5 protein-coding genes are annotated in these 11,900 nt (G+C 37.1%); 4 read left to right on the top strand and 1 reads right to left on the bottom strand.

From position 1 onward, the window contains the following. Nucleotides 1-2: 2 nt before the first annotated feature. From B9A52_RS21340 to B9A52_RS21325, 4 genes are read left to right on the top strand one after another with little or no spacing between them, the layout of a single operon-like run. Complete coding sequence (locus B9A52_RS21340; RefSeq protein ID WP_084122598.1) at nucleotides 3-770, top strand: hypothetical protein; 768 nt, start codon at nucleotides 3-5, stop codon at nucleotides 768-770. 2 nt (nucleotides 771-772) lie between these two features. Continuing rightward, nucleotides 773-3,646 carry a hypothetical protein gene (locus B9A52_RS21335; RefSeq protein WP_084122596.1) on the top strand — a complete coding sequence of 958 codons (2,874 nt, stop codon included), beginning with the start codon at nucleotides 773-775 and terminating at the stop codon, nucleotides 3,644-3,646. Continuing rightward, nucleotides 3,643-7,149: a contractile injection system tape measure protein gene (locus B9A52_RS21330; protein WP_157370244.1), complete on the top strand. Its 3,507-nt coding sequence runs from the start codon at nucleotides 3,643-3,645 to the stop codon at nucleotides 7,147-7,149. Before B9A52_RS21335 ends, B9A52_RS21330 begins: the two co-directional genes overlap by 4 nt. Continuing rightward, nucleotides 7,146-9,476, top strand: coding sequence for a glycosyl hydrolase family 18 protein (locus tag B9A52_RS21325; RefSeq protein ID WP_084122592.1), 2,331 nt, complete (start codon nucleotides 7,146-7,148; stop codon nucleotides 9,474-9,476). The genes B9A52_RS21330 and B9A52_RS21325 overlap by 4 nt, the downstream gene beginning before the upstream one ends. 293 nt (nucleotides 9,477-9,769) lie before the next feature. Here the strand turns inward: B9A52_RS21325 and B9A52_RS21320 are convergent, their stop codons facing one another. After that, a complete protein-coding gene (locus B9A52_RS21320; protein WP_197687251.1) occupies nucleotides 9,770-11,866 on the bottom strand; it encodes an eCIS core domain-containing protein in 2,097 nt (698 codons plus the stop codon). Nucleotides 11,867-11,900 lie beyond the last annotated feature (34 nt).

Genomic DNA, 11,900 nt, shown 5'->3' with positions numbered 1-11,900 from the left:
TTATGGAAAAACAAAGCCATCAAAATAAAGTCATCATCAATGATCGGGAGCAACTGAAGAAATATTTCAAAAACGGTATGCTGCCCAATGAAAATCATTTTGCCATCTTGATTGACTCGATGTTCAATAAAGTAGATGATGGTATCAGTAAAAATGATGTAGATGGTTTAATGGTATTTCCGGCAGGTGACGAACAAAAATTGCTCAGTTTTTATGAAAACATCAAAGACAAAAAAGCTTCCTGGGTTATAGTAAACAGTAAAGGAGAAAGCAAAGGACTGATCATCAGAGAGAATAACAACGATTGGCCCACGATTTACTTTGAGACTGGAGGCAATGTAGGAATCGGCACCTTGTTCCCAAAGCAAAAACTTGAAGTGGATGGCCTTATTGCCTCAAAAGGTAGAATGGGCACCTTCAAAGAAGGTAAAGTGCCCGCTGACGGAAAATGGCACGATATCCTTGATGGCCTTACAGGCTGCCATGCTTATGAAATAATGGCTTATGCCGGAAGAAAACACAAAGGAAAATATGCTTTGATGCATGCAACAGCCATCAGTACTTATGGTAATTCAAAATCCAAAATCAACAAAACCTGTGGGTACTACGGCGCTTGGTGGAATAGATGGAATAAAATTAACCTGAGATGGGTCGGTGAAACTTTTGATTTCAGATTGCAGATCAAAACGATGAGCAATTATGGAGATGGAAGTCAGATCATTTTTAAGATTGCCAAATTATGGGACAATAACTTTATTGATGAAGAATAGCCATGCCAGAAAGCTCCAATAGTTTCTCAAAAAAAGAGCTGCTGAAAAGCACGATGGATTTCAATTATTTGAAAGACAAGGGCTTGGAATATGCACAGAAACTAAGTGGAGGGATTTGGACAGATTACAATGCCCATGATCCGGGTGTGACCATATTAGAGCAGCTTTGTTTTGCTTTGACAGATCTTGCCTACCGGACTTCCTATGATGTGGAGGAATTGCTGACAATTGGCAAAAACCAACCTTTGGATGCCCGAAATAATGCTTTTTACTCTCCAAAGATGATTTATAGCAGGCATGCTGTCACATCAAATGATTTCCGCAAAATTCTCATCGATGGCTTGGAAGAGATCCAAAATGCTTGGATCAAACCCATCAGAAATTATGACAGAGAAGAAAGTCTGAACGGTCTCAATGAAATTATCATCATGCCTTCTTTGGCTTTTCAGAAAAGTCTCAAAAGAAATCCAAAAAAGGAAAAAATATTTTTGGATAAGCTTCATTCTTTTTTGGCTAAAAACAGAAATTTAGGAGAGGACTTTGAAAAGGTTGTTTTGCTGAAACCTGTTCCATTCAAGCTAGAGATAAACATTAATATTCTGGAAAATGGAGACCCTGATCAAATCCTTGCTGAAATTTTATTCAGTCTAGAAGTTTTTTTATACAACCCTGTAGCATTTTCCAGTATTGGAGAAATGATACAGGAAAATCTATCTCTTGAAGAAATATTTTCAGGGCCTCGGCTTAAATCAGGTTTTATAAAAAACTCAGAACTCAGAGAAAGAAAAACCGAAATCCACAAGGATCAAATACAAAGGATTTTGACCAAAGTAAAGGGAGTAGAGAAATTACGCAATATTGTCATAAACTCTGATCCTGACCTAAAATACTTATTGCTCAATAATGGGGAATATTTAAATCTTGATTTTGACGATAAGGTAAATGGGGTTTTTGAGACCATCAGGTTACTGATAAATGGAAACCGTATCCATGTTGATCAAAATATGGTCAATAATTTTTTGCTTGAATTATGGTCAAAACGGTACCGGACTTACCAAATGGAGTTTTTTCAAGAAGAATATTTTGAGAAAAAATTGAAAGGAAATTTTCGTGATCCCGGCAAATATACCTCCATTCAACACCAATTTCCCCTGATTTATGGTTTGGGCAAAGAAGGGGTTTCCAAGCATGAACCTTTGGAAAGAAAAGCTACTGTAAAACAACTTCGTGCCTACCTATTGTTTTTTGAGCAACATTTAGCCAACTACCATGCCCAACTAGCCAATCTTGATCAACTTTTCAGTGTAAATAACATCGATGAAAAAGTCAGTTATTTTTCACAAAAATTATCCAGCGTGGTGGACTTAGAGCAAATTTTGATTTCTTCTCCAGAAAATTCAAGCTCCCTAAATTCTTTCAGTTTTGAAACCTATGATGATTTTTTGGACAGGAAAAACAGGCTATTTGATCATCTGTTGTCCAGATTTGGAGAAAGCCTGGATGAACTTCCTTTCCTGATTTCCTTAAAGCTTAATCTGATTTCCAATTTGCGTGATTTGAAGAAAGAATTGCTCCTAAGAAAATCAGCGCTTTTGATTGCATTGGAGGATCTTAACTACTATCAAAACAAGGGAAGTTATTTTGCAGAGACGAGGCAATTGGCAGATTTGTCAGGTTTGGAACAGATACTTTTATCCAAAACCGGAATTCCTCAACATAAAGGATCTTTGATTTTGGAAGGGATTATTAAGAATACTTCCGGGATAGAATCGGGTACCGAATACCTCAAATCCAAAGTTGAACAAGAACAATTTGTAAAATCCTTTCGGAATATCACAGAAAATGAAAAAAACAGCAATGAAAGCGGAATCAATTCTGAAATAGATGTTTTGCCTCTTTTTGGTCCAATAGGTTTGAAATGCTTGATGTCAAATGGGGTTGATTATAGAAAGTATATGATTTCCAAACCAAAAGACAATAAAGAGTCCATTGAAGTGATTTTCCAAAAGGAAAACAATAAATGGGTAAGTCTCTTTGAAGGGATGGATGAATCTGAAGGAATAAAAAAGGTGAACAACTTAATTGCCTACTTCAGAAAAGCAAATCTCAATTCTGAAGGTTTATATCTGTTAGATCACATTTTGATGCGTTCTTTTTTGGATAAAAGCTTACTTGGATTTTTTATTTTAGATCAATACAACCGCAAAACATTCCAGTCAAAATGGGTGGCATATGAGGAGGAGAGAATAAAGCTGATGGATGATTTCTATTTGTATTCGCAAGAAAAGAATAATTATCAAATTGAAAATGGATTACTCTCTGTCCATGGTGGACAAGGGGAATTATTGGCTACCTATATTCCCCAACAGGAAAATAAAACAATCACAGAAAAAGAATTAGAAGAGATATTTCAAAGTAATAGAGAACTTGCAAAACTGATATCCGGCAAGGCGGAAGAAATGGGAAGGTTGGCTTTGAAGGAAGTAGAAATGATCCGGTTGAAAGGAACCCTTCAAGGAGAAAAGCACTACTGCCAAAGAAGGGTGATTTTAAACAGAAAACTGGAGGATAGAACTGAGTTTGCAGAAGATTTTTTTGATCAAAAAATAAGTATTGTACTTCCTGATTGGCCGGCAAGATTTCAAGATAAAAGTTTCAGGTCATACCTGCATGACTTGATTGCGGAAAGAGTTCCTGCCCATATAGAAGCTAATGTCTATTGGTTGGGATTAGATGATATGATGGCTTTTGAAAAGGCCTATCAAGTTTGGATAAATCTTAAGATTGATCAAGACGAGACAAATTTGAAAAAATTCAAAAAAGCATCTTTGGAATTGGCCCATTTGATCAAGAATTGGAAAAAAGGGAGGGAATGATGAGAACAGATCCAAATATTATTTCGAAATCCACGATTTCCCTTAGATACCCCAACAGGGATATGGCCTCTCAATGCAACATGCTCATTGAAAGGATCTTTGCATCCCATATTTTGCCGGAAATGGATCGGGCGTTTGGTCTTGAGTCTCTTGAAGGAATCAATCTGGAAATAGATAGTTTGGAGATAGATATTGGGAAAATCAAACAATCTGAATTGGAAAGATATCTGGGAGAAAAAATCAGGATTGCTTTGTCAACCAAATTATCCAAGTCATTGGCTGAAAGTTATGATTTTTTAAAAGAAAAAGATTTTAATCAAAAGGCATATTCCTTCTTTGGCGAAGGTTTGTTTTTCTACCTGACTAGAGGTTTTTTGCCCCAATGGATTCAATCCGGATTGAATCTGGAAAATTTGATGGATCATATTTTTGATTCAAATCCTGAATATTTCAAAGATTTGATCAAGAAAATTACCGGGAATAAAGAGGCAAAAAAGCGCTGGGCTTATGGACTTTCAAACGCTTACTTTGACAAACTGATTCGGGTCTTGGAACCTTTGGAGTCAGCATGGATTATTGAGTTCCGATCATCTATTGGCCCATTAATTTCCAAAAATGCTCAAATCCCGGTCCAAAACAAGGGCTTGGAAAGATCTATCAATTATTTTATTCTGGAGTTTATCAGTGATGAATCAGGAAGTGAATTTAACAGGTTGAGATTTTCCGAAAGTATCTTAAAACAAACAGCCGATCATTATAACATTGGTTTTCTTCATCTCATCAATGTTCTGGTCAGTGCTCTGGAACAAAAAGAATTTGAAAGATCGAAATATAAAAAACTTCACACGATATTAATTGAAATAAAAGAGGGCCAAACTGAACATCATGTAAGAGAAAAGGATAGGAAATTAGATTGGTTCCATATATTCAATACCTATTCTTGGGATCAATTAACCGAAAAATTTACTGAAAAGGAACTGAAAGATGTAATTGCAAAATTCTTTGAAAGTGAATTATCCAATGGAATAGGAATAAATAAAAACGGGATATTTAACATCTTCAGGTTGGTGGAGGGGAAAGGTTTCAATGAATTTAATGCATTGCTGGAATCAATTTTTACTTTAAGACTTTCGGGGCATGAAAGTTTTGAAGGGACAAAAAGTTTTCAGAAGATTTTTTTGCATTGGTTCCAGTTGAGAAAAGAAGATCCATTTGAATCTGATTCACAACTACTCTTTTTGAGGGCACTCTTAAAAGAATTGTCAGAGACCCAAGAATTGATAGATTCGGACATAGTGCAAATCTTAAAGATCGCAAACCGAAATAATATCAAAAAATCCTTATTGCTTTTGGAAAATAATTCCTTGAAGGATTTCAGGAATCAGGAAAACGACAAAAACTCAATCCAAATTGAAAATCAGTATGATTCCCTTTCCCAAAAGATAAGCTTACTATCCAGTTTTCTCGAAAAAGGATACCTATCTTATGCTTTCCAAAACATTTCCCATTTCGAATTAAAACAGATTTTTTTAGCATTATTAGAGCTTGATAATACATCAATAAAGGAAATAATCCTAAGGGTTACACCTTCTGAACAAGTTGTCCGGTCCTTCAATATCTTGCTGGATCGAAGCAATAGTGAAGTTTTCTTGAAATACCTTAACCGACATTTCGGGAATTTTTCAAAAACTTTTGAGGCTTCTCCTACTGAAAAGGTGAATTTCGGTAACAATAAAATAGCATCCTTCGATTACCTTCATGATTTGCTCTCCGCTGTGATTTATTCAAAAGGTGATCAAAATTCTCCTTACTTTCAATTTTTCCAAACCAAAGCACATTGGAAAATTTTGATCGGAAATTTTAAAAATCTGATTGATGGTGAAGCAGTATTTAGACAACAGCTACAGATATTTTTGAAAAGCCATTTGAAAAATATTTCAATGGGTAGAAGACAAGAAAGGAAGTTGGTTGATTTATATTGGTATAAGCGGATTTGGAATATGACGATTTTGACTGCTTCATCCAATGTGATCAAAAGAAGCCTGAAAAATAAAAAATCACGGTTTTCTTTGCCAAGGAATGCAGCTTTGGTTATTCCGCCAAAATCAAGATGGATTTTTGAATCTCTGAAAAACAGTAATTTGGAAGTATCAGCCATTGATAAAGGTTTTTTGGCATTCATTGATGTTGGAGAAGATAGGGTTGTAAATTTTCAATTGGAATTTGAAATTCTTCGCTTTTGGTTCGACAAAGGCTATTTACCATGGTGGTCACACCTCAAATCTATCAGTGAGGTTGTACTTTCATTGGACAAAAAAGATTTTCAAAATGATAAGGAAAAATTAGAGGCAATTAGACTGTTGTTGGCTGACAAAGGGAATTTTAAAAAATTAGAAAGTGGAATTTCCCCGAAGTATCACGCCAAAATCAAAGAGAAATTGATACAGGTATTGGGAGAAGAATTTGTAAAATCAGATTTTTTGAATGAAAAAAAATCAGATTATGAGGATAAAAATGAATCCGAATATGAGAAACAGTTTGATGAAATATCAGTAAAGGTTTGGTTCCAAAAGTATTCACGGGATATAAATCTACTCGATAAAACAGTTTATCAGCAAGAAGATAGTGCTTTAACCCAAAAGTTTTTTGGTGGAAATATAAAAATAAAAGAACAGGTAGAGGTTTTATTGACATTCAGCCCTTATATCTATTTTGGAAATCTTACAGGAGGTAAATGGAGAAGGATGGTTTATGAATTTGCCATTCAATATCCCAATACTTTGAATTCATTTGATCCCGGGAAATTCCATAGTGTTTTTCTCTTATTCATTCAACGTAAATATGCCGTTTTCAATTGGGAGAGAATTTTTAAAAGCCTCCAAAAAGAAATAGTAAAGAGGAAATTACAGATTAAACTTCCTGCTGCAATCAGGAAAGCCTATCAATTGGATAGTAGTGAGGTGGAAAGACAAAAAGAAATCGAAATATTGACTACAGGACAGCAAGCGAAAATCAACAATTCGGGTTTGGTTTTGACTTGGCCGTTTTTGACAATGCTTTTCAGCAGATTGGGAATGCTTGCGGGGAACCGTTTCAAAGATGGGAAAATGCAGAACCGAGCCGTATATCTGCTTCAATATCTTGCATTTGGAGATGTTGATTTTCCCGAGTATGATTTGGTATTGAACAAAATTCTTGTCGGCATGCCTTCGGCGACTCATCTGGAACCTGGAATTGTATTGACTGATGATGAAAAAAATCTTTCTGAAAGTCTTCTGAAAGGAATGCTCCAAAATTGGGAAAAATTAAGTACCTCTACAGTTGAAGCGCTTCAGATCACTTTTTTGCGAAGAGAAGGACATTTGGTTTTTGAAGATAATCAGATCATTCTCAATGTGGAAAATAGGGGTGTAGATGCCTTAATGGACAGCATCAGCTGGAATATCAAAATGGTAAAACTTCCCTGGATGGAAAAGCCCATTATTATAAATTGGCGCAAATGAAAAGGTATTTGAAAATATTGCCCTATAAATTAAAAATTTCCCAAAGGGGATTGGTTAAACTAATTTTTACATTTATTTTTTTGTTTTTTGGCTTTGTCAATGAAAATGCATTTTCACAGGTGCCTCCGTCCAAACTCATTTTGGAAGATTCCATCAATTTAAAAGAAAAAGAGAGAGAGGGATTTTTAAACAGTATTGTGCAGCCCTTTAGATTCAGTGAAAACAGAAAATACCGGGAAAGAAAGCGGGTTGTAGAATTAATCCGGGAATTGACTGAAAGCAAAGATTTGAGGATTGATTCAGTGACTGTGAATGCAATTGCTGAAAGGTTGATGCAGTTGACAGAAGAACTTGAGCAGAACGATTCTTCCCGGCAATTTATGGAATCCCAAATCGAAAAAATTTTCGAAGAACTGAGCATTAAATCTTCAGCAAGTACCGTTGATTCGCTCAAGGTAAAAATGGGCGTAGTTCTTCAGGGTATAGTAGATAATGCCAAAAAGGAGAGCGTGACGCAAAGAAGTGAAATTCTCGAAAAACTGCTGGCAATCAGGAAAATCCAATTCAAATGTGGTACAGGAAAAGGATTGATTTCAGAATTCCAATTGAATGACAGCACCTTCGTCACCTATGAAACCTGTCTGGAGGCCAAAGCCAAAGTTTTTGGATGGCACAATGCCTGGGTGGATGAGGAGTATCAGGATTACAATTATAATTTTTTGACTGATATCATCTATTATGGCTATGAGTTGGGATCTGATGGTAATCCCAAAAATCTAAAGGACCTAGAAAAATTAAGATCCAGCGACCTTTCCAATATGGTCTACCAAAATGATGTAGGATTATCCTTGTCCATTTATAGTAAGTCCCAAATGGAAACAGGAAAGTTTTTGAAAAGTGTTGCTGCCCAGCAAAGTCTTTTCCGACAGATTACGGCTTTAAAATCCACCCTAGATATGGACGGTATAAATGTTTATTTTGAAGACTTAGCGCCAAAAGACCGGGATTTATTCACAGATTTTATCTGGAAATTGCGGGAAGAGCTAGCCAAAGATCAAGCTGATTTTTTGGTTACTGTTTCCATTCCCGCCATAGTATCAGTCAGGGACAGAAGCCGGGTTTTGGCTTATGACTTTCCTAATCTGGATAGCAAGGTAGATTTCTATTTGGTGCAAACAGATAAGATAAATGTGAATTACTCATCCATACCGGGTTCACCTAGTCCATTATTTGTGGATGAGGGAAAAGGAACAGGAAGTATTGATATGACTTTCTCATTTTATACCAATGGAAAAGTTTCTCCTTCCAAATTGGTGATGACAGTTTCTTATTTGGGAATCAGCTGGCCTGTTCCTGATTTTATGGAAGACAGTCCTGCCATCGGATTGGGGAAATATATGGAATTCAGGGAGATCAGAGATTTTTTTGGGGATATGGGAAGTTTTGAAGAAGTGCCTGTATATGGATTTGACCCGGAACAGGTATCTTCCTACTACAAATATTTCGATGGGAAAAAGATGCGTACCCTATGGTTTGAGGACGGAAGCAGTCTCTTCCAGAAATATAATTATGCATTGGATCAATCCTTGGGAGGAGTAGCAGTCTGGGGGTTGGGATATGACGATGGTTATAGTGAATTGTGGGATGCATTGGGGGCCGCCATGATAGAAGTAGATTCTGTATTGATTTCCAGTAGATCTATTGCTAAGGAAAAAGAAAGCGAACTAGGTTTCTGGGATATTTTGGATCTCTATTATGATGACATGCAGTGGGCCGCTATCAATGATATTTATATTGGAGATCCATATGAAGGGGCAGAAATGTACTGCGAGTACAAAGTATATGAACCCTTATTGGACTCATTGATCAATCGTTATGGAATTGAGAGTGTCTGGGACGAAACCTTTCATTCACACTACAATTCCAAATTGGATCCCTATGAAAATTATCTGGAGTCAGAGGCCTATTGTGTCTGTTTGATTGAGCGTTGGAATTTTTATACTTCCTTACATGGCTATATCTCTTTGTTGCTTTTGGGTATTTTGATCATATTGATTGGGATCATATTTTTTGGATTAAAAAAATTCGGGGATGATTGGAGTTTGAGAGGGATCCTGACCATTACTTCATTTGTAGTTGCCCTGTTGATGTTTGTTTCTTTCTTTTTACAATTGTTCTTCAATGGTAACTTCAATCTTTTTGGAGCAGGAAGCGAAGCTGTAGCGGTTTGGGTTTTGGTATTGATTATGGTTTTTGGAATCGGGATTGGAATTATTATCCACAAAATCCATATGAGCAGAAAGTATCAGTATAAGGATTTGCCATAAGGAAAAATCCACTCTCAAACCTCCTCCAGTCGAACCCCTTACTTCTAGGCTGCAAATAGAGAGGTTCCCTTTTAGGTTTTGATTTTAATCCTGATTTTTGGTTTCATTTTCGGGATAGTCCTACAAAAGAGACTGATGTATAGGAATTTTTCTAAAAATAATTTGCCTTGATTGGTTTTTAATAAAATCTCTTATAATTCCACATTTCTTGCCAAAAAATGGTTTTGACGATCCGCAGACTATCTGATTAGAAAAAAAGATTTTATCACAGAATAATCGGCTCATAATGTATTTTAAAGGCGATTGTATTCCGGCGCATCTCCAGCATTGCGATCCCAATTGTTTAAAGCAATCAGGTAGTTTAATAAACTATGGCAAACATTATGCCACTGGGTTGAAGGAATATTCTTTTTCATTTGTCTTAATTCGATGATAATTCCTTCATTTAGATTTCCGGGTCCTACCAGATCTATAGCATTTCCAAGTAGTCCCATTGCTCTCAACCGGTTACCTCCCTTTACATCAGTGTAAGCTGGTTGACCAATTGTTGCCGCTTGAGTCAGACGATCCTGTGGTGCTGCTTGATCAGCGATATCAGATAACCATTCACCCCGGGTTAAGGGTAATTGAGGAAGAGCATTTGTTTCTTCCAAACTCATATTATTAGTGTCCTGACCATCCGTGATTTGCTGGTTAATTAGCAGGGTATCCTCTGTATTTGCCAGGCCAGCTGCTGTTAAAACATATTGGATCCAAACATCTGCATTTTGCTTAAAATAATCTGCTTCGGGAATTAGCGAAAACATCTTTACAAAATTTGTCCGAGCCATTGCATAAGCGATATCTTTGGCGTATGCCCTACGACCCGATTGTCGTCCCTGACGAAGGTATTGAACCAACATGGTGACTATTCCTTTCAGTTCATGGCTGGGAGCACTACCATTCACATTTGGTATGCCAGAAGCCATATCAGCCGACTCGATTGCCCGATCTCCAAAATAGGTGGTTCCTTGACTTGAAGATAGGTCGCTGGCTTCTCTTTGTCGTCCGAGCTCACGGAATAAAGCTTCTATTCGATCAAGTTGTACTCCGATAGTAGCTTGAGGCTGGGCTCTAATTTGTCCTTGAGGCTCAACTACAGTTGAATTACCTACATTTTCATTGAAAATTGCAGGTAGGATATTCGGGTTTAATTTGTCAATATTGTCAAATCCCTGCAAGAAATCGGTAAAATCTCGTAGACTTCCCATTACTTCATTTAACCGGATGACACCAGCTGTACTTTCTTCAATGGGAGGTTCGATGACAAATTCGATGTCTGTTCCATCTGTTTCCATGGTCCACCCCAATGCACCATTTCTACCACCAAAGAGCGCCGTCTCTTTTGGGAAGGGAATTTGAGTAAATGCATCGTTATCTATAGTGGGTAGTTCCATATAGGCCTGCCATCCTGTTTGAAACTCAAAACCCACCGCCCGTTGAACTATGTCACCGATAGAATTATTTATATCTTTTGAAAAATCACTTTGATTTTTTATCGATTTATCCATCGCCCTTCCCCCCATCACATCAGCCTCTTTCTCCAAACCAGCATCATCATTGACATTAACTTTACCCTGTAATTGAATCGTGGGTTTCACCCTGCCTTGCTTTTGTTGCACCACATGCCATGCTTCATGAGGCAAATGTTTTTCCTGACCGGATGCAATGTGGATATCAGTACCTTGGGCATAAGCATGGGCCTGAAGCGTAGCAGGTTTGTCCGAATTGTAATGAACTTTGACATCATCCATGGAGTATCCTGAAAGATTTTCAATCCCTGATTTGAGGTTGTCCGGAAGGCCTGTATTGTTTTCTTGCTTTTGGATGGTCTTAAACTTTCCCTGCATCAGTTCTTCTTCCTCTAATCCCTGTTTTTGGATAGTTTCAAACTTTCCCTGTAGTGGTTCCTCTTCTTCGATTTCCATTTTTTGGATGGTCTTGAACTTTCCCTGCATCAGTTCTTCTTCCTCCAATCCTTGCTTTTGGATAGTTTCAAACTTTCCCTGTAGTGGTTCCTCTTCTTCGAGCCCCATTTTCTGAATGGTCTTGAACTTTCCCTGCATCAGTTCTTCTTCTTCCGATCCCTGCTTTTGGATAGTTTCAAACTTTGCCTGCAGCGGCTCCTCTTCTTCAAGACTCATTTTTTGAAGTGGAGCATTTCCGTTCAAAAGTTGACCGAATGCTTTCAGTTGAACAGCAGTTTTACCGGTATTGGCCAAATTGATTAAGTGCTTTTGGTCTTGGGCAAGTTTGCGTTTGTCCTGAAGTTGGGCAGTAGGAGAGGAACTGCCATTTGATTTCTTAGAACCATTGGATTTTTTGGAACTTTGCAGGAGAGAAGATTTCATCAGCATTTTTTTATTTGAAAAGTTTAAAAATAAA

It is taken from the genome of Aquiflexum balticum DSM 16537, from assembly GCF_900176595.1.
Classification (GTDB): domain Bacteria; phylum Bacteroidota; class Bacteroidia; order Cytophagales; family Cyclobacteriaceae; genus Aquiflexum; species Aquiflexum balticum.
The sequence above is the reverse complement of the archived record's forward strand: the minus strand, read 5'-3'. Positions and strand labels throughout refer to the sequence as shown.